Annotated in this window: 15 protein-coding genes and 1 tRNA gene; 10 read left to right on the forward strand and 6 right to left on the reverse strand. The window is 69.4% G+C overall.

Going from position 1 to position 18,416, the window contains the following annotated elements; translation table 11 throughout:
- Nucleotides 1–52 precede the first annotated feature (52 nt).
- From eno to ABT186_RS06105, 6 genes are all read left to right on the forward strand, one after another.
- On the forward strand, nucleotides 53–1,339 hold the full coding sequence (eno, locus tag ABT186_RS06080; protein WP_351223471.1) for a phosphopyruvate hydratase: 1,287 nt from the start codon (nucleotides 53–55) through the stop codon (nucleotides 1,337–1,339).
- 116 nt (nucleotides 1,340–1,455) lie between these two features.
- Entirely contained in the window at nucleotides 1,456–1,932 is a 477-nt protein-coding gene (locus ABT186_RS06085) for an FtsB family cell division protein (protein WP_351223469.1), read from the forward strand.
- A 35-nt stretch (nucleotides 1,933–1,967) separates the two neighbouring features.
- The gene (locus ABT186_RS06090; protein ID WP_351223467.1) at nucleotides 1,968–2,510 is read left to right on the forward strand and encodes a DUF501 domain-containing protein; all 543 of its coding nucleotides are present in this window, start codon (nucleotides 1,968–1,970) and stop codon (nucleotides 2,508–2,510) included.
- A complete protein-coding gene (locus ABT186_RS06095) occupies nucleotides 2,507–3,472 on the forward strand; it encodes a Ppx/GppA phosphatase family protein (protein ID WP_351223465.1) in 966 nt (321 codons plus the stop codon). Before ABT186_RS06090 ends, ABT186_RS06095 begins: the two co-directional genes overlap by 4 nt.
- 464 nt (nucleotides 3,473–3,936) lie before the next feature.
- On the forward strand, nucleotides 3,937–5,319 hold the full coding sequence (locus ABT186_RS06100; protein ID WP_351223463.1) for an NAD(P)/FAD-dependent oxidoreductase: 1,383 nt from the start codon (nucleotides 3,937–3,939) through the stop codon (nucleotides 5,317–5,319).
- A gap of 275 nt (nucleotides 5,320–5,594) precedes the next feature.
- Nucleotides 5,595–6,881 carry a class I SAM-dependent methyltransferase gene (locus tag ABT186_RS06105; protein WP_351923808.1) on the forward strand — a complete coding sequence of 429 codons (1,287 nt, stop codon included), beginning with the start codon at nucleotides 5,595–5,597 and terminating at the stop codon, nucleotides 6,879–6,881.
- Nucleotides 6,882–6,970: 89 nt separating this feature from the next.
- Here the strand turns inward: ABT186_RS06105 and ABT186_RS06110 are convergent, their stop codons facing one another.
- Nucleotides 6,971–9,502, reverse strand: a complete 2,532-nt coding sequence (locus ABT186_RS06110; RefSeq protein ID WP_351923809.1) for an ABC transporter permease — start codon at nucleotides 9,500–9,502, stop codon at nucleotides 6,971–6,973.
- Between the two features lie 459 nt (nucleotides 9,503–9,961).
- On the reverse strand, nucleotides 9,962–10,732 hold the full coding sequence (locus ABT186_RS06115; RefSeq protein ID WP_351223457.1) for an ABC transporter ATP-binding protein: 771 nt from the start codon (nucleotides 10,730–10,732) through the stop codon (nucleotides 9,962–9,964).
- 417 nt (nucleotides 10,733–11,149) lie between these two features.
- Between ABT186_RS06115 and ABT186_RS06120 the strand changes: the two genes are divergently transcribed.
- Nucleotides 11,150–11,232, forward strand: a tRNA-Leu gene (locus ABT186_RS06120).
- 333 nt (nucleotides 11,233–11,565) lie between these two features.
- Here the strand turns inward: ABT186_RS06120 and ABT186_RS06125 are convergent.
- Nucleotides 11,566–12,147, reverse strand: a complete 582-nt coding sequence (locus ABT186_RS06125; protein ID WP_351923811.1) for an HD domain-containing protein — start codon at nucleotides 12,145–12,147, stop codon at nucleotides 11,566–11,568.
- A 304-nt stretch (nucleotides 12,148–12,451) separates the two neighbouring features.
- Here ABT186_RS06125 and ABT186_RS06130 point away from each other — a divergent pair, with 304 nt between their 5' ends.
- Together ABT186_RS06130 and ABT186_RS06135 are read left to right on the forward strand one after the other, a co-directional pair.
- The gene (locus ABT186_RS06130; protein ID WP_351923813.1) at nucleotides 12,452–13,627 is read left to right on the forward strand and encodes a 4-hydroxybenzoate 3-monooxygenase; all 1,176 of its coding nucleotides are present in this window, start codon (nucleotides 12,452–12,454) and stop codon (nucleotides 13,625–13,627) included.
- Nucleotides 13,628–13,994: 367 nt separating this feature from the next.
- The gene (locus ABT186_RS06135; protein ID WP_351223451.1) at nucleotides 13,995–14,882 is read left to right on the forward strand and encodes a Bax inhibitor-1/YccA family protein; all 888 of its coding nucleotides are present in this window, start codon (nucleotides 13,995–13,997) and stop codon (nucleotides 14,880–14,882) included.
- A gap of 117 nt (nucleotides 14,883–14,999) precedes the next feature.
- On the opposite strand, the gene ABT186_RS06140 is transcribed toward ABT186_RS06135, so the two are convergent.
- Nucleotides 15,000–15,227 carry a DUF4287 domain-containing protein gene (locus ABT186_RS06140; RefSeq protein WP_351223449.1) on the reverse strand — a complete coding sequence of 76 codons (228 nt, stop codon included), beginning with the start codon at nucleotides 15,225–15,227 and terminating at the stop codon, nucleotides 15,000–15,002.
- Between the two features lie 101 nt (nucleotides 15,228–15,328).
- Between ABT186_RS06140 and ABT186_RS06145 the strand changes: the two genes are divergently transcribed.
- Nucleotides 15,329–15,640: a hypothetical protein gene (locus ABT186_RS06145; protein ID WP_351223447.1), complete on the forward strand. Its 312-nt coding sequence runs from the start codon at nucleotides 15,329–15,331 to the stop codon at nucleotides 15,638–15,640.
- Nucleotides 15,641–15,699: 59 nt separating this feature from the next.
- Here the strand turns inward: ABT186_RS06145 and ABT186_RS06150 are convergent, their stop codons facing one another.
- Together ABT186_RS06150 and ABT186_RS06155 are read right to left on the reverse strand one after the other, a co-directional pair.
- Nucleotides 15,700–16,488: a hypothetical protein gene (locus ABT186_RS06150; protein WP_351223504.1), complete on the reverse strand. Its 789-nt coding sequence runs from the start codon at nucleotides 16,486–16,488 to the stop codon at nucleotides 15,700–15,702.
- A 293-nt stretch (nucleotides 16,489–16,781) separates the two neighbouring features.
- Complete coding sequence (locus tag ABT186_RS06155; protein WP_351223445.1) at nucleotides 16,782–18,002, reverse strand: acetyl-CoA C-acetyltransferase; 1,221 nt, start codon at nucleotides 18,000–18,002, stop codon at nucleotides 16,782–16,784.
- Nucleotides 18,003–18,416 lie beyond the last annotated feature (414 nt).

An 18,416-nucleotide genomic window follows, 5' to 3' on the forward strand; every position in this document is an offset into this window, starting at 1 on the left:
AGTCGCAAGGCACACCAGCCCCGCACTTTCAGCGTCACATTCCACGAAGGAGATGCTCGTGCCGTCCATCGACGTCGTCGTAGCCCGGGAAATCCTGGACTCCCGAGGCAACCCCACGGTCGAGGTCGAGGTCGGCCTCGACGACGGCAGCACGGGTCGTGCCGCCGTTCCGTCCGGCGCCTCCACCGGCGCCTTCGAGGCCATCGAGCTCCGCGACGGTGACCCCAACCGCTACCAGGGCAAGGGCGTCGAGAAGGCCGTCCTCGCCGTGATCGAGCAGATCGGCCCGGAGCTGGTCGGCTACGACGCCACCGAGCAGCGCCTGATCGACCAGGCGATGTTCGACCTGGACGCCACCGACAACAAGGGCTCCCTCGGCGCCAACGCCATCCTCGGCGTCTCCCTCGCCGTCGCCCACGCCGCCTCCGAGGCCAGCGACCTTCCCCTCTTCCGCTACCTTGGCGGCCCGAACGCGCACCTGCTGCCGGTGCCGATGATGAACATCCTGAACGGCGGCTCGCACGCCGACTCCAACGTGGACATCCAGGAGTTCATGATCGCCCCGATCGGCGCGGAGTCCTTCTCCGAGGCCCTGCGCTGGGGCACCGAGGTCTACCACACCCTCAAGAAGGTGCTGAAGGGCAAGGGCCTGTCCACCGGCCTCGGCGACGAGGGCGGCTTCGCCCCGAACCTCGGCTCCAACCGCGAGGCCCTCGACCTCATCCTCGAGGCCATCAAGCAGGCCGGGTACGTCCCCGGTGAGCAGATCGCCCTCGCCCTCGACGTCGCCGCCTCCGAGTTCTACAAGGACGGCAAGTACCTCTTCGAGGGCAAGGAGCGCTCCGCCGCCGAGATGACGGAGTACTACGAGGAGCTCGTGGCGGCCTACCCGCTCGTCTCCATCGAGGACCCGCTGTTCGAGGACGACTGGGCCGGCTGGAAGGTCATCACCGACAGGCTCGGCGACAAGGTCCAGCTGGTCGGCGACGACCTGTTCGTCACCAACCCGGAGCGCCTGGCCCGTGGCATCGAGGAGGGCACCGCCAACGCCCTGCTCGTGAAGGTGAACCAGATCGGTTCGCTGACCGAGACCCTGGACGCCGTCGAGCTGGCCCAGCGCAACGGCTTCAAGTGCATGATGTCCCACCGCTCCGGCGAGACCGAGGACGTCACGATCGCCGACCTGGCCGTCGCCACCAACTGCGGTCAGATCAAGACGGGCGCCCCGGCCCGCTCCGAGCGCGTCGCCAAGTACAACCAGCTGCTGCGTATCGAGGAGATCCTCGACGACGCGGCGGTCTACGCCGGACGCTCGGCCTTCCCGCGCTTCAAGGGCTGACAACCCCGGCAGCCCTGACAACCCGGAGCAGGGCTTAGCCGGTCGTACGTACGTCCCCGTACTCGGTCCCGTACCGTGTGCGGGGACGTACGCGCGTATGAGGGGAGGCAGGAGACATGGCCGGGAAGGACCGCGACCGGTTCTCCACCGCGACCAGGCTCAGGCTCCTCGGCGAGCAGACGGCGGCCCGGGTCTACCGCTCCCAGACCCGGCGGCAGGCGCGTCGCTCCCGGCTCACCGGCCGCGCGGCCCTGCTCGCGCTCGTCCTGTGCTCGCTGGTCGTGGCGCTCGCGTACCCGATAAGGCAGTACGTCTCCCAGCGCGCCCAGATCGCCGACATGGAGCGGCAGCAGAGGCAGGCCCGCGAGCGGGTCGAACAGCTGCGTGACCTCAAGGCGCGCTGGCAGGACGACGCGTACGCCGAGCAGCAGATCCGTAAGCGGCTGCACTATGTGATGCCAGGGGAGACCGGTTACATCGTGGTCGACCCGGACGCGGTCAAGCAGTCGCGCACGGACCGGAAGGCGGCTGCGCGTCCCTGGTACGCCAATGTGTGGGACGGCGTCGACAAGGCCGACGCCTCCGACCAGTGAAGCGACTCAAGACATCAGAGAGACACTCGTACAGCATGCAGACACCCCCGCCGCCCACCCCGCGCACCGAACCCACCGATGCGGACGTCGAGGCCTTCAAGGAGCAGCTCGGGCGTCCGCCGCGCGGACTGCGGGCCATCGCGCACCGCTGCCCGTGCGGGCAGCCGGATGTCGTCGAGACCGCCCCGCGGCTGCCCGACGGCACGCCCTTCCCGACGCTGTACTACCTGACCTGCCCCAGGGCCTCCTCCGCGATCGGCACGCTCGAGGCCAACGGCGTGATGAAGGAGATGACGGAGCGGCTGGCGACGGACCCGGAGCTGGCAGCCGCGTACCGGGCCGCGCACGAGGACTACATCCGGCGGCGGGACGAGATCGAGGAGCTGAAGGGCTTCCCGAGCGCGGGTGGCATGCCGGACCGCGTGAAGTGCCTGCATGTGCTGGTGGCGCACTCGCTGGCGGCGGGCCCGGGGGTGAACCCCCTGGGGGACGAGGCGATCGCCATGCTGCCGGAGTGGTGGCGCAAGGGGCCCTGCGTGGGGCCGAGCCAGGACACGGACGGGGAGGACGAGAAGTGACCCGGGTTGCCGCCATCGACTGCGGTACGAACTCCATCCGCCTCCTGGTCGCCGACGCCACTGTGTCCGACAGCGCCTCCGGCGCGGGGATCACGGGTGAACTCGTCGACCTGGACCGGCGGATGACCATCGTCCGCCTCGGGCAGGGAGTGGACCGGACCGGGCGTCTGGCGCCGGAGGCTCTCGAGCGGACGTTCGCCGCCTGCCGGGAGTACGCCGAGATCATCAAGGAACACGGCGCTGAGCGGCTCCGGTTCGTCGCCACGTCCGCCTCCCGGGACGCCGAGAACCGGGACGAGTTCGTCCGCGGGGTGCTGGACATCCTCGGGGTCGAGCCCGAGGTCATCTCCGGCGACCAGGAGGCGGAGTTCTCCTTCACGGGTGCGACCAGGGAGCTGACGGGACGCGAGGACCTCGCCAAGCCGTTCCTGGTCGTGGACATCGGGGGCGGGTCCACGGAGTTCGTCGTCGGCGACGACCATGTGCGCGGTGCGCGGTCCGTGGACATCGGCTGCGTCCGCATGACCGAGCGCCATCTCGTGCACGAGGGGGTCGTCACCGACCCGCCCACCGAGGAGCAGATCGCGGCCATACGGTCCGACATCGAGGCCGCGCTCGACCTGGCGGAGCAGACGGTCCCGCTGCGCGAGGCGCACACGCTGGTGGGCCTCGCGGGCTCGGTCACCACGATCTCCGCGATCGCCCAGGATCTGCCGGAGTACGACTCCGCGAGGATCCACCACTCCCGGATCTCCTACGACCGCGTACGGGAGATCACCGAGTGGCTCCTGAGGTCCACGCACGACGAACGCGCGGCGATCCCCTCCATGCACCCGGGGCGCGTGGACGTCATCGGCGCGGGCGCCCTCGTACTGCTCGCGATCATGGAGCGGATCGGGGCTTCCGAGGTCGTGGTCAGCGAGCACGACATCCTCGACGGCATCGCCTGGTCCGTCGCGTAGTGGCCGCCGCTCCCTCGCGCCAGGGGGAGCGGCCGAGATTTTACTACTCGCCGGTAGCCTCTCCTGAGCAGGTTCGATAACGTATGAGCGCGCTCGAGGGGTCCTCGGAAACCCCTCGGCAAGAGGCCGCCGAAAAAGTTCGTGAAGTTCTTCACAAGGAAATCGCCCCTGCTGGGCGCCGTTTTGGCCCCCTGAGGCCGTCCGGGGGGCTCATGGGGTCTTCGGCGGCGCTCACGCGAGCGTTCTCGTGACGCCGTACGGGGTGGAGCCGGAGCCCCCTGGGGATCTCCCGGACACCCGGAGGGGCAGCTCACACGGCATTGACAACGGTCGGCCCTACACGGTGGTTCCGCCGCGGCGCCATGACCTCCGTCACGTGGGCGGCGGAGTGTAGCAGACACCTCACCCGAGCTTGTGAAGGGGCGCACGAGCGACCCCCTGGGGGCGGGTGGATACTCGATGCCATGAGCACCACGGAGCGTCCCAGGATCCTCGTAGTAGGCGGTGGGTACGTAGGCCTGTACGCAGCTCGCCGCATTCTCAAGAAGATGCGCTACGGCGAGGCGACCGTCACGGTCGTCGACCCGCGCTCGTACATGACCTACCAGCCCTTCCTCCCCGAAGCCGCCGCCGGCAGCATCTCCCCCCGGCACGTCGTCGTCCCGCTGCGACGCGTGCTGCCGAAGGCGGAGGTCCTCACCGGCCGGGTCACCACCATCGATCAGGACCGCAAGGTCGCCACGATCGCCCCTCTGGTCGGCGAGGCGTACGAGCTGCCTTTCGACTACCTCGTGATCGCGCTCGGCGCGGTCTCCCGCACCTTCCCGATCCCCGGCCTCGCCGAGCAGGGCATCGGCATGAAGGGCATCGAGGAGTCCATCGGCCTGCGCAACCACGTCCTCGAGCAGCTCGACAAGGCCGACTCCACGACCGACGAGGAGATCCGCCGCAAGGCGCTCACCTTCGTCTTCATCGGCGGTGGCTTCGCCGGTGCGGAGACCATCGGTGAGGTCGAGGACATGGCCCGGGACGCGGCCAAGTACTACAAGAACGTGTCCCGTGAGGACATGCGCTTCATCCTCGTCGACGCCGCCGACAAGATCCTGCCCGAGGTGGGTCCGAAGCTCGGCCAGTACGGCAAGGAGCACCTCGAGGGCCGCGGGGTCGAGGTCTACCTGTCCACCTCCATGGAGTCCTGCGTCGACGGTCACGTGGTGCTGAAGAACGGCCTCGAGGTCGACTCCAACACGATCGTGTGGACGGCCGGCGTCAAGCCGAACCCGGCGCTCGCCCGCTTCGGGTTGCCGCTCGGTCCGCGTGGCCACGTGGACACCGCCGCCACCCTCCAGGTCCAGGGCACCGACTACATCTGGGCCGCGGGCGACAACGCCCAGGTTCCGGACGTCGTCGGCCGCAAGGCGGGCAACGAGAACGCCTGGTGCCCGCCGAACGCACAGCACGCGCTGCGTCAGGCCAGGGTGCTCGGCGACAACGTGGTCTCCGGGATGCGGGGCTTCCCGCAGAAGGAGTACAGCCACGCGAACAAGGGCGCCGTCGCGGGCCTCGGCCTGCACAAGGGCGTCGCGATGATCGTCATGGGCAAGATGAAGATCAAGCTCAAGGGCCGTCTCGCCTGGTACATGCACCGTGGCTACCACGGTCTGGCCATGCCGACCTGGAACCGGAAGATCCGGATCTTCGCGGACTGGACGCTCGGTATGTTCCTCAAGCGCGAGGTCGTCTCGCTCGGCGCGATCGAGTCTCCGCGCGAGGAGTTCTACGAGGCCGCGAAGCCGGCGCCGGTCGCTGCCGCGAGCAAGACCGAGCAGAAGGCCAAGGCCTCCTGACCTCCGGTCGCTGATCCAACCGAAGGGCCTCCCGCCATCCGTGGTGCGGGAGGCCCTTCGGCGTTGTGCGCGTGTCCGGTGGCTCCGCCCCCAGCCCCCCAGCGGCCTGAACGGCCTCGTCCTCACGCGCCGGACGGGCTTGTTCCAGCTGAGCCTTCGTGGTGTGTGCGGGGCATTTTGCTCAGCCGTAACGCCAACGGGGGACTGCGGCTCGGCCCCGCAGGTGTTTACGTGGTGTTGGACATTTCGGGATCTCCGTCACGGAGGTGTGCGCCATGGCCGACGCCGCGCTGCGGCTGAAGAGCCTCATCGAACAGTTGTTGGGAGTCCCGCTTCCGGTGGGCATCCGCGCCTGGGACGGTTCCGAGGCCGGCCCGCCCGAGGCTCCCGCTCTCGTCGTACACAATCGTCGCGCTCTGCGCCGCCTCCTGTGGAAACCGGGCGAGTTGGGCCTCGCCCGCGCCTGGGTCGCCGGGGACCTGGACATCGACGGCGATCTGTACACCGCTCTCGACCTCATGGCCGGTCTGATCTGGGAGCGCGGCGACGACGCCCGCACCCTCGCCCAGGCGATCCGCGACCCGGAGGTCCGCGCCGCCGTCCGTGGGCTCGTCAGGATGGCCGGCCCCTACCCGCCGCCCGCGCCGCCCCGCGAGGAGGTCCGCGCCCGGCATCTCCACACCCGGCACAGCGACAAACGCGCCATCAGCCACCACTACGACGTCGGCAACGACTTCTACGAGCTCGTCCTGGGCCCGTCCATGGTGTACTCGTGCGCCTACTGGGACTCCCCGGACGGCACCCTCGAGGACGCCCAGCGCGAGAAGCTGGAACTGGTCTGCCGCAAGCTCGGTCTGACGCCGGGGCAGCGGCTCCTGGACGTGGGCTGTGGCTGGGGCTCCATGGCCGTGCACGCCGCCCGGGAGCACGGTGTGAGCGTCGTCGGCATCACCCTCTCCCAGGAGCAGGCCGCGTACGCCCGCAAACGGGTCGCCGACGAGGGCCTCGCCGATCGCGTGGAGATCAGGGTGCAGGACTACCGCGACGTCGCCGACGGCCCGTACGACGCCATCTCCTCCATCGGAATGGCCGAACACGTCGGCGCCGAGCAGTACCTGGAGTACGCGCGCGTTCTGCACACCCTGCTGAAACCCGGCGGACGGCTGCTCAACCACCAGATCGCGCGCCGGCCCCAGCGGGACGAGTCCACGTACTCCGTCGACCCGTTCATCGACGCCTACGTCTTCCCGGACGGCGAACTCGCCCCCATCGGCAGCACGGTGACCCAGCTGGAACGCGCCGGGTTCGAGGTCCGCGACGTCGAGTCCATCCGCGAGCACTACGCCCTCACCCTGCGCCGCTGGGTCGCGAACCTGGAGGCCGAGTGGGCGCGGGCGCGGCGCCTCACCAGCTTCGGGCGCGCCCGCGTCTGGCGCCTGTACATGGCAGCCTCCGCCCTCGCCTTCGAACGCAACCGCATCGGTGTCAACCAGGTCCTTGCGGTGCGGACACCGCAGGACGGCGCGTCCGGGATGCCACTGCGTTCCCGCACCTGGAACTGACTCATGTACTGACTCCAGTACCGACTCCCCTACGACGCGCGGGGGCCCCGCCCGGACGTTGCCCGGACGGGGCCCCCGCGCGACCGCTGCTACTCCGACTTGATCGCCGTCAGCATGTTCAGGCGGGCCGCGCGCCGGGCCGGCCACAGGGCGGCCAGAACGCCGACCGCCGCCGCGAGGAGGAGGAAGAGGGCCATCCGGCCCCAGGGCAGGACCAGTTCGTAAGTGGCCATCTTCGTGCCGAGCAGTTCGCCGGCCGCCCAGCCGAAGAACACACCCAGGCCGATGCCCAGCACACCGCCGAAGAGCGAGATGACCAGCGACTCAAGACGGACCATCCGCTTGATGCCCTTGCGGTCCAGGCCGATCGCGCGGAGCATGCCGATCTCCTGCGAGCGCTCGAAGACCGACATCGCCAGGGTGTTGATGACACCGAGGACGGCGACGATCACCGCCATGGCCAGCAGGCCGTAGAGCATGTTCAGCATCAGCGTGAACACCTGCCCGATGCTGTTGGAGATGTCCTTCTTGTCCTGGACCTGGATGGCCGGGTTGTCGCCGAGCGCCTTCTCCAGCCTGTCCTTGGCCGAGGCGGTGGCACCGCCGGACGTCTTGACCATGACCTGCATGTCGGCCGGGTCGCTCTGGTGCGGGGAGAGCGTCGCGATGTCCAGCCAGATGCCGCGCATCCTCTCGGTGCTCTGGTAGACACCCGAGACCGTCAGCTGCTGCTTCTTCCCGTCCTCGTACGAGACGGTGAACCGCGAACCCGCCGTCCAGTGGTGGGACTTGGCGGTTTCGCCGTCGACGACGACCTGGGTGCCGCCGACCTTGAAGGCGCCGTCGTCCACCTTCAGGTTCGTCAGCTCGCCGATCGTGGCGCCGTCGACCCCGGTGAGGAACTCGGTCTGGCCCTCGACACGGGAGGGCGCGTTGCGCATCGGGCTGGTCGCGGTGACTCCGGCGGTCGACTTCAGCGTCTTCTCGACGTCGGGCGAGAGCTCGTTGCGGTTCGCCATGGACACCACGTAGTCCGCCCTGATCGAGGAGGACGCCATCTTGTCGATCGCAGTCTGCAGACTGCCTGCCATCACCGTCAGACCGGTGATCAGGGTCAGTCCGATCATCAGGGCCGAGGCCGTGGCGGCGGTACGGCGCGGGTTGCGCACGGAGTTCTGACGGGCCAGCTTCCCGGAGACCCCGAAGACGCGCAGGACGGGCGCGGCGGCCGCGATCAGCGGGCGGGACAGCAAAGGCGTGAGGACGAAGACGCCGATGACGAGAAGCGCCGCGCCGAAGCCCATCGGGGCCTGGGCGTCCGAGACGTCGTTCATCGTGGTGGCGTACAGGACGGCGGTGACGCCGGCCGAGGCGAACAGGGTGCCGATCGTGTTCCGTACGACGAGGGACTTGGTGGTCGCCTTCGCGTGGACGCTGCTCATCGCGGCGACCGGGGGGATCTTCGCGGCGCGGCGGCCCGGCAGCCAGGCGGCCAGCACGGTGATCAGGATGCCGACGGCGAGGGCGGCGACGACCGTGCCCGGGGAGATGACGAGCGGCCCGTCCGGAACGGTACCGCCGAGCCGGCCGACCAGCGACCGCAGCCCGGCGCCGATGCCGATACCGGCCACCAGACCGGTGACGGCGGCGACCGCACCGACCACGAACGCCTCGATGAGCACGGACCGGGTGACCTGCCTGCGGGACGCGCCCACCGCACGCAGCAGCGCCAGCTCCTTGGTGCGCTGGGCGACCAGCATGGTGAAGGTGTTGGCGATGATGAACGTGCCGACGAACAGCGCGATGCCCGCGAAGACCAGCAGGGTGGTGCGCAGGCTGCTCGTTGCCTCGGAGATCTGCTGGGCCTGGTCGTCGGCGAGCTGTTTGCCGGTGGTGGTGGAGCCGATGTCCTTCGGCACGATCTTGTCGATCGCGTCCTGCAGAGCGGTCTGGCTGGTGCCGGAGGCCGCCTTGACATCGATCTCGTCGTACGAGCCGGTCTTGTGGAACAGCCGCTGGGCGGTGGCCGTGTCGAAGAGGGTGAGGCTGCCGCCGGCGGCGACGTTGCCGTCGTCGGTGCTGAAGATGCCGGCGATCTTGGGGGTGAGGACCGGCCCGTCGATGGAGAGCCGCACGGTGTCGCCGACCTTGTAGCCGGCGCGCCGGGCGGTCTCGGAGTCGACGAGGACCTCGTTCTCGCTCTTCGGGGCCTGCCCGCTGACGATCGGGTAACGGGGGTCCTTGGTGCCCCAGTAGTTCCCGCCCTGGGACTGGAAGCCGCTGCCGATGAGCTTGCCGTCCTTGCCGGCGATGGCGGTGAATCCGCCGACGACACCGATGGCCGTCTCGGCGCCGGGCGCCTTGGCGGCCCTGTCGAGGAGGGCCTGCGTCAGCTTGGGCTCCTTGGCGACCTTGTCGCCGCTGTCCTGTGCGTTCTCCGGCTGGATGGCCACGTCGACCTGGTCGAAGCCCTTGGCGGAGCTCTTCTGGTAGGCGTCCGAGAGGGTGTTGGTGAAGACCAGGGTGCCCGACACGAACGCCACGCCGAGCATCACGGCGAGCACGGTCATGAGCAGCCTGGCCTTGTGCGCGAGCACGTTGCGCAGGGCGGTACGGAACATTTTCCTCTGTCCAGGGCTGGGTTGTGCGGTCGGTGGTAGGGGGTGCGGGTGCGGGCGGGGGGTTTCCTCGCCCCCGCCGCCCCTTCCCGTCCCGACCCCAGGGGCTCCGCCCCTTCGGCCCCGCCAGGGGGCGCCGCCCCCTGGACCCCCGCTCCTCAGACGCCGGAGGGGCTGAATCCCGGCCCAACCAGCCCGTCCGGCGCTTGAGGACAAGGCCGTTCAGGCCGATACGGGGGTCCGGGGGCGGAGCCCCCGGAGCAGCAGCCCAGGAGGAGAAGCTCCCTGACGGGTCGGGGCGGAAGCCCGGGGTTGGGGCGCGGGGGACGAAGTCCCCGTCGGGCGAAGGGAGTCGGGCCGTTCCGGTCCGGTTGGGGGCGAGGCCCCGGTTTGGGGTGCGGGGGACGGAGTCCCGGGCGGGGGGCCGGGGGCGGAGTTCCCGGGGGACGGGGCGCGGGAGCGTCAGCTCGTGCGGCCCTTCGCGTCGAACCGCTTCATCCGGTCCAGCACCGCATCCGCACTCGGGTCGTACAGTTCGTCCACGATCCGCCCGTCCGCCAGGAAGATCACCCGGTCCGCGTACGCCGCCGCCACCGGGTCGTGAGTGACCATCACCACCGTCTGCCCCAACTCCCGTACGGAGTTGCGCAGAAAGCCCAGCACCTCCGCGCCCGACCGCGAGTCCAGGTTTCCGGTGGGCTCGTCGCCGAAGATGATGTCGGGCTTGGAGGCCAGCGCCCGTGCCACCGCGACGCGTTGCTGCTGGCCGCCGGACAGCTGCGAGGGCCGGTGCGTCAACCGCCCTGCCAGGCCGACCATCTGGATCACGGTGTCCAGCCACACCTTGTCCGGTTTGCGGCCCGCGATGTCCATCGGCAGCGTGATGTTCTCCAACGCGGTCAGCGTCGGCAGCAGGTTGAACGCCTGGAAGATGAAGCCGATCTTGTCCCGGCGCAGCTTGGTGAGCTGTTTGTCCTTCAGCGAGCCCAGTTCGACGTCGCCGATGCGGACGGAACCGGACGAGAAGGAGTCGAGCCCGGCGACGCAGTGCATCAGTGTCGACTTGCCGGAGCCCGAGGGCCCCATGATGGCCGTGAACTGGGCCTGCTGGAAGTCGACGGTGACCCGGTCCAGGGCCACCACCTGGGTTTCGCCCTGCCCGTAGACCTTCGACAGATCCACGGCACGGGCGGCCACCGCGGTGGTCCGGTCGGCGAGGGGGGTGCTGGTCACGGGAGGGCGCTCCTGTCGGGACGACGACGGTCAAGAGGACATGTCCATCCTCTCGGCCCATAGGCGCCGTGTAGTCAGCCGCTGTTCCCGTTCACGGGACAGTCTCGGGTCGGACCACGCCCGCTCGTGTCATACCTGGGGATGACGCGCACCCCTGAGGCCACCCCTGACTGGAAAGCGGTTGCTCACCTCATACGGAGCCACTCCCGGTGCCCTCGTTCAGGGCGGTGAAATTCCGTCATTCCGCATACACGGGCCGTGGTTGCCCGAAAGGCTATTGGCAAGTGCGGATGGCCCGTACCGGGTGCTGATGCACCCTCAGACATCAATAAAATCAGACAACATCGCATCGCCTGCCCGCTGTTCGGGGGATGCGTCCCGATAGGCTCGGAACGCTCGATACGGAGCCCACGGCCTGCCCGGATGGTGGAATGCAGACACGGCGAGCTTAAACCTCGCTGCCCCTCGCGGGCGTGCCGGTTCGAGTCCGGCTCCGGGCACCTCGAGCGTACGGCGTCCGACCTGCAGAAGTGGCAGGAGGACGCCGTCCCTCTTTCGAGGCTCGGGAACACCGCGGGAACACCGCGCTCTGGTTTGCCCTCTTGGCATCGGTGCAACCCGGAAAAACCGTGCGGGAGAGGTCCCTGCTGCCAGCTGAAATGGCGGCTCGGCGGCACCCGTGACGGCGAGTGGCGGACCGAGCGGCTTCAGGACGGGGCAAGCGCTCTCGTCTTCCGCGAGGCCGTCGGTGAGGCGCAACAGCAGTATTCCCTCGGCAGGGTGAAGGGCAAGCGCTTCATCCCAAGTGGGGATAAGCGGCTCGGCTGCAACACCTAGGGCTGCTTCTCCCCGAACGCCGCCCTCAGCCAGTCCAGCGAGCCGGTCTCGAGCACGGTGTCCGCCAGCGTGTTGGCTGTTCTCGTCGTGAGACGGCCGCGGCTGTTGTCGATCCACCGCTGGGCGTTCTCGTATCCCTGGGCCCTGTACTCGATTCCCTGGATGAGGCATTCGAGCTTGTCCGCGTCGCGGGCGCAGACCGCTTCCGGGCTCTCCTTCGCCTCGTACTCGGCGATGAGGTCCTTCACGGCCTCGGCCAGAGCCTCGGGCATGCCCGCGACCTGGTCGGCTGTGACGTCACGCGGGTCGACCGTGCCCGCGTACTTCTTGCCGAGGTGGTTCACGTCCCCGGTACGGGTCTCCTGCGAGTCGTGCCAGACGGCGAGGAAGGCGGCCCTTGCCGGGTCCGCGCCCTCCAGCTTCGCGACGATCGTCGCGATGAGCGCGGTGCGCCAGGAGTGCTCGGCGACCGTCTCGGCGTTGCGTACGCCGGCCATCCACCACCCGGTGCGTGCGGAGCTCTTCAGCGTCCCCGCCTCGAACAGGAAGCGCGCCACCGCAGTCAGGTCCTCGGACACCTTCGGGCTCCTCTCATGCCTCGGTGAGGCGGATCGCGTTCGACGCAATGCACCCCTCGTCGGTGCTGTCGCGTGGACGAGCCGTGCGCTGGAGGACGGGACATGCGGAATCTTGATAGCCCTCGATGGCGGGCTTCGAGGCCGAAAGACGGGCGCGTCACCCGTTGGGGTGGGCTCCTGGGGTGGCGAGGTGGAACGTCCGTTGACAGGGGGCCTCTGCAGCCGGACACTCACCAGCAGAGATGGTGAAGTTAATTTCACTGGACGAACAAGAAGAGACCGCACATCGCAAAGGGGCGTCGGGATGCGTACCACCGTCGGCATCATCGGAGCGGGACCCGCCGGGCTCCTGCTGGCGCGGCTGCTGCACAACGCGGGCATCGACGCGGTCGTGCTGGAGAGCCGCGACCGGGCCTATGTCGAGCACCGGCAGCGGGCCGGGATCCTGGAGCAGGGGACCGTCGACGTGCTGCGGGCCGCCGGGGCGGGCGAGCGCATGGACCGTGAGGGGCTGCGGCACGACGGGATCGAGCTGCGCTTCGCGCGCCGTCGCCACCGCGTCGACTTCCCCGCCCTCACCGGTGGCAGCTCCGTGATGGTGTACGCCCAGACCGAGGTCTGCAAGGACCTCATCGCGCTCCAGTTGAAGGACGGCGGCCCCCTGCTCTTCGAGGCCGAGGCGCTGGCCGTCGAGGACGTGCTCACGGACCGGCCGAGGGTCCGCTTCCGGCACGAGGGGCGTGAGGACGTCCTGGAGTGCGACTACGTGGTCGGATGCGACGGCTTCTGGGGCGTGTCCCGCAAGGCGGTCCCGGCCGAACTGTCCCAGGTCTTCGAACGCGCGTATCCATTCGGCTGGCTGGGCATCCTCGCCGACGTCGCACCTTCGCACGACGAACTCGTCTACGCCCGCCACGAGCGCGGCTTCGCCCTGCTGAGCATGCGCTCCCCGTCCGTCTCCCGCCTCTACCTCCAGGTGCCGGAGGGCACGGACGCCGAGGAGTGGGCCGACGAGGAGATCTGGGACGAACTGGAGCGGCGCTTCGAGACCGCCGACGGCTGGACCCTCGCCCGCGGACCCATCACCTCCAAGTCCGTGACCCCGATGCGCAGTTACGTCCATGAGCCCATGCGGCACGGCCGGCTCTACCTCGCCGGGGACGCAGCCCACATCGTTCCGCCCACCGGAGCCAAGGGGCTCAACCTCGCCGTCGGAGACGTCGTCACCTTCGCGCGGGCGCTGGCGTACGAGAAGGAGACGGGGTCGAGCGAGCGGCTCGACGCCTACTCCGAGACCTGTCTGCGCCGGGTCTGGCAGGCCGAGAGGTTCTCGTACGAGATGACGACGCTGTTGCATCGCGCCCCGGACGCCACGCCGTTCGACGACCGTATCCAGCTGGCCCGGCTGGAACGGCTCACCGTCTCGCGCGCCGCCGAGGCCGACCTCGCCGACGGCTACACGGGCTTCCCGCTGGAGTGAGCCGTCCGGGTGAAGGGGGACACGCGGTCCCTCACGGCTCGGTCACTCGGTCGGTGACCGCCCGGTCCCCCGCCCGGCCCCCCGGTCGGTCACGGGTCGATCACCCGAACGGTCACGGGTCATCACCCGAACGGTCACGGGTCATCACCCGGTTGACCGGCGACCGGTCACCCGTTGATCAGTGGCCGGTCTCGACTCTGTCCCAGGTTGGTCATGGATGAGGCGGTTCCGCGCAGGGAATGACGCTCACGCGTAGCGTGTTGCGCGCAAGGATGAGGGAAAGATCCTCCCCAAGCATTAGGGTCGATCCTTTGCCCACCTATTACTCTTGAGCCAAGGCCACGCAGGGTGGCCATGGAGGAGTGAAATGAGGAGCAGCAACCCGGTCTTCTCGCGACGGGGGTTCAGCCGCGACAACGGCTACGCGGGCTTCAACACCGCGCCGCAGGCCGGGGGAGCCGCCGTCGGCACGCAGGGCAACCCGTACGCGCAGAACCCGTACGCGGGCGGTAACCCCTACGCGCAGAACCCTTACGCCCAGCAGACGCAGTACGGCGCGCCGCCGCAGGCCCCGGCCACCACCGGCCGGATGACGATGGACGACGTCGTCATGCGCTCGGCGATGACGCTCGGCACGGTCGCCGTCGGCGCGATCCTCGCCTGGGCGCTGCTGCCGGTCTCGTCCACCAGTTACGGCCTTGCGGTGGGCTCCGCGCTCGTCGCCTTCGTCCTGGCGATGGTGCAGTCCTTCAAGCGCACCCCCTCGCCCGCGCTGATCCTCGGATACGCCGCCTTCGAGGGCGTCTTCCTCGGTGTCATCAGCGAGATGTACAACGCGCAGTGGCACGGCGCGCCCTTCCAGGCGGTGCTCGGCACGATGGCCGTCTCCGGCGCGACCCTGCTCGTCTACAAGGCGGGCTGGATCCGTGTGACCGCGCGGTACGCCCGGATCGGCATGGCCATTGCCATCGCCTTCGTCCTGGTCATGGCGGTCAACCTGCTGCTGGTCGCCTTCGGGGTCGCCCCCGACGGCGGGCTGCGCAGCATGGGCCCGCTGGGTGCGCTCGTCGGCATCGTCGCGATCCTGCTCGGTGCGTTCTTCCTGACCCTCGACTTCAAGCAGATCGAGGACGGCATCGCGTACGGCGCGCCGCGCGAGGAGGCCTGGCTGGCCGCGTTCGGTCTGACCATGACCCTCGTGTGGATCTACGTCGAGATGCTGCGGCTGGTCGCCATCTTCAGCAGTAACGACTGACGTCGGCGGTTACGGCCACCGTCGGCCTCGGGCGTGAAGGCCCGCGAACCCTCACCGGGGTTCGCGGGCCTTCGTCGTGCTGATGCCAGATTGTCAGCGGGGTTCGGTGAAGCGCGCTCAGAGCAGTTTGCGCGCGGCCCTCCTCAGGTCGTACTCATGAATGATCGCCTTGGCGTGGCCGTACGCGAGATTGTGCTCGTGACGCAGCCAGCTGACCTTCTCCTCGAAGCAGAGGGCGGGGCCTTCGTCGACGGTGCGCAACCAGTCGGTCACTTCACGACCGGTGCAGTGGGGGATGCGGGCAAGCAGATTGCGATGGGTCTCCTGGGAGAAGACTTGGGACATCGGCGCCTCCGGACGCACTCGATGAAGCCGGTCCTTCAGGTCACCGTGCCTGAGCGTTCGCCTGTTGGCAACAGTCCTGCTGAGACGCGTACTCTCGCGACGTGCTTGATACGACGCCTTTGACCCGGGCCGTGGATCACTTCGCCGACCGGTTGCGGGCCGCTCCGCAGAGTCGGCTCCAGCGGTGCGCGGCGGCCGAGGCACTCGGTCTGGCCAGGGAGTTGGCACGCCGTGCCCAGCTCCTTGAGGACCCTTCGGCCGAGCCGCGCGAGATGCCGGACGCGGGAATGTTCGCGGCCGCCGACCAGATCACGGTCGCCGGGCACGACCTTGCACTCGTCCTGAAAAACGAGGCGCAACTCGCGGAGGCCGTGGCGCTCGTGGAGGAGGCACAGAAACGCGCCGGGGTCTGACACCTCGGCGTGCACGGGTTCCCTCCGCGCAGGGCTACGACACAGCGGCGCCCGCGGGGCTACAGGGACGCGATGACGCGGTCCGCAAGGATGTAGACGTTCTCGTCGCCGCACTCGAACGTCAGGGCGTAGGCGCCCGAGACCCCCGAGCCGCCGAGCAGGACCGGGGCCTGGCCGGCGCTGAGGGACGCGGCCAGGCGCTCCGCCGTCTCACGGTGACCCGGGGTCATGCACAGCGTCGTACCGTCCGCGAAGACGTAGACGTCGAGGGTGCCCAGCGGGCCCGGGCGGACATCGGCGAGCTCGGTGCGGGCGGAGGCCAGTTCCTCGAGGCAGGCGACCGTGCGCTCGTCGTCGTTCACGACGGGTGACGGGTGCGGTACGAAGTCGGGGTGCGAGGGGTGGCGGCGGCGGGCGGCGGCCAGTTCGGGTGATTCCCCGGCGAACTCGTTGTCGTCGACGGTGGGCTCGGAGACCGGTTCCAGGCTGTCGTGCTCCAGGCCCGCGAAGTCCGACTGGCGGGGCAGGAACAGGTCGCTGTCGGGCAGGCCGAGCAGGGAGGGGGCGTCGGCGATGTCACGGGCCTCCTGGGCGGCCCAGAAGGCGCGCGCCTCGGCCAGTTCGCGCTCCCGCTCCTCGGCGAGCGCGTCGGCCACGGCGGCGCGTATCTCCTCCGCGTCGGCGGAGGGGCGAGCGGCGGGCACCAGCCCGCGTACCTGCGCGGCGCGGCTCTTGGCGAGTTCGGTGTGCAGCGCCGCCACCTGCCGGCGCAGCGCCCGCACGCTGCACAGGACGGCGACGCCCACGCCCGCGGTGGCGGCCGTGGTGAGCAGCAGAGCAATCGGCATGGCGCTCACTGACGTACTCCCGGTTCCAAAGTCGACCCCCGACTTCCTACATCAGCTTGAAGGGTGGACTAACCAGCTGTCAGTGCGTAACGTCACGAAACGGACAGGAACCCTCCCCTGAAGTTTATCCGTGAATCGCTTGTGACCTGCGTAAATCCCATCGAGAGGGAGATAGGTCACATCCTGGGGGAGATTGGATCACAAATCGGCCCGAAGCCCAGGGGTGCGGGGCTCCGGGCCGGTCCGACGGCCCCGCGCGGAATGCGCGGGGCCGGTGGCGTACGGGGCGGCGGTCAGCTGAGGCGCTCGATGACCATCGCCATGCCCTGGCCTCCGCCGACGCACATCGTCTCCAGGCCGAACTGCTTGTCGTGGAACTGGAGGGAGTTGATGAGCGTGCCGGTGATGCGGGCGCCGGTCATGCCGAAGGGGTGGCCGACGGCGATGGCGCCGCCGTTGACGTTCAGCTTGTCGATGTCGATGCCGAGGTCGCGGTAGGACGGGATCACCTGGGCGGCGAACGCCTCGTTGATCTCGACCAGGTCGATGTCGTCGATCGTCAGGCCGGCCCGACTGAGGGCCTGCCGGCTGGCCTCGACCGGGCCGAGGCCCATGATCTCGGGGGAGAGGCCGGAGACGCCGGTCGAGACGATGCGGGCGAGCGGGGTGAGGCCGAGCTCGCGGGCCTTCGTGTCGCTCATGATGACGACGGCTGCGGCGCCGTCGTTGAGCGGGCAGCAGTTGCCGGCGGTGACCAGGCCGTCGGGGCGGAAGACCGGCTTGAGGCCGGCGACGCCCTCCATGGTGACGCCCGCGCGGGGGCCGTCGTCCTTGCTGACGACGGTGCCGTCGGGGAGGGTCACCGGGGTGATCTCGCGCTCCCAGAAGCCGTTCTTGATGGCCTCCTCGGCGAGGTTCTGCGAGCGGACGCCGAACTCGTCCATGTCCTGGCGCGTGATGCCCTTCCACCGGGCGAGGTTCTCGGCGGTCTGGCCCATCGCGATGTAGGCGTCGGGGACCAGGCCGTCCTCGCGCGGGTCGTGCCAGGTCGTGCCCTCCTGCTCCGCGACGGCCGCGGTGCGGGCCTCGGCCTCCGCGAAGAAGGGGTTGTGCGTGTCGGGCAGGCTGTCGGAGTTGCCCTTGGTGAAGCGGGAGACCATCTCGACGCCTGCCGAGATGAAGACGTCGCCTTCGCCGGCCTTGATGGCGTGCAGGGCCATTCGGCTCGTCTGGAGCGACGAGGAGCAGTAGCGGGTGATGGTGCAGCCGGGGAGGTGGTCCATGCCCATCTGTACGGCGACGATGCGGCCGAGGTTGTTGCCCTGCTCACCGCCCGGGAGGCCGCAGCCGAGCATCAGGTCGTCGATGTCCCGCGGGTCCAGCTCGGGGATCTTGGCCAGGGCCGTCTGGATGATCGTGGCGGTGAGGTCGTCCGGGCGGAGGTCCTTCAGGGAGCCTTTGAAGGCGCGGCCGATGGGGGAGCGGGCGGTCGAGACGATGACGGCTTCGGGCATCACGGCTCCATTGCACGAGGATGGGCAGGGCTGTGGGGGAAGTTACCCGTACGTACGGTGGAGGTCACGGGCGTTGGGGTGTGACTAGGGCCGCACTTTTCTAAGCGCTTGCTTTTTCCTCCGGGGGTTGAGCCGGAAAACGCGCGGGTTCGGTGGGCGCACCGTCCCCTGGGGGCTCCGCCCCCAGCCCCCCGATCGGCCTGAACGGCCTCGTCCTCAAACGCCGGACGGGCTGGGTGGGGCTGATCGGGCTGGGAGGCTACCGGGGGCTGTGCCCCCAGACCCACGGTTGGCCTGGGTGGCTTCGTCGTCAAGCGGTGGACGGGCTGGGTGGGGCTGATCGGGCTGGGAGGCTACCGGGGGCTGTGCCCCCAGACCCACGGTTGGCCTGGGTGGCTTCGTCGTCAAGCGGTG

Origin of the sequence: Streptomyces sp. NPDC001634, assembly GCF_040298185.1 — a bacterium.
GTDB lineage: Bacteria > Actinomycetota > Actinomycetes > Streptomycetales > Streptomycetaceae > Streptomyces.